Source organism: Stenotrophomonas sp. FR012 (assembly GCF_047520565.2).
Taxonomy (GTDB): Bacteria; Pseudomonadota; Gammaproteobacteria; order Xanthomonadales; family Xanthomonadaceae; genus Stenotrophomonas; species Stenotrophomonas sepilia.
In genome coordinates this window covers 462,576-462,885 of sequence record NZ_JAXBQL020000003.1, presented here as the reverse complement: position 1 = coordinate 462,885, position 310 = coordinate 462,576, and positions in this window count along the sequence as shown.

Genomic DNA, 310 nt, shown 5'->3' with positions numbered 1-310 from the left:
CTCCAGCAACTGTTCGGGCGGATCAAGGGAGATTCCGGCGTGGGCGCCAAGCTACAGGGCGATCGTCGCGATCCTGGCTACGGATCGTCGAGATCTAGGCTCGCACGGCGGCCCACGCCGGCTCTCGACGCCTACGCTGCCAGATTTCCATCGAGCCCCCATGGATGGGTCTATGGCGTGTCCTGCCCAGCCGCACCCTCCGTCTCCCAACGTGTCAGGAAGGCGCTGCTTTGGCTTTGGCTGTGGCTTTCAGCTTCGAAAAGCGGGCCGGGGGGGGGGCCCCCCCCCCCCCCCCCCCCCCCCCCCCCCC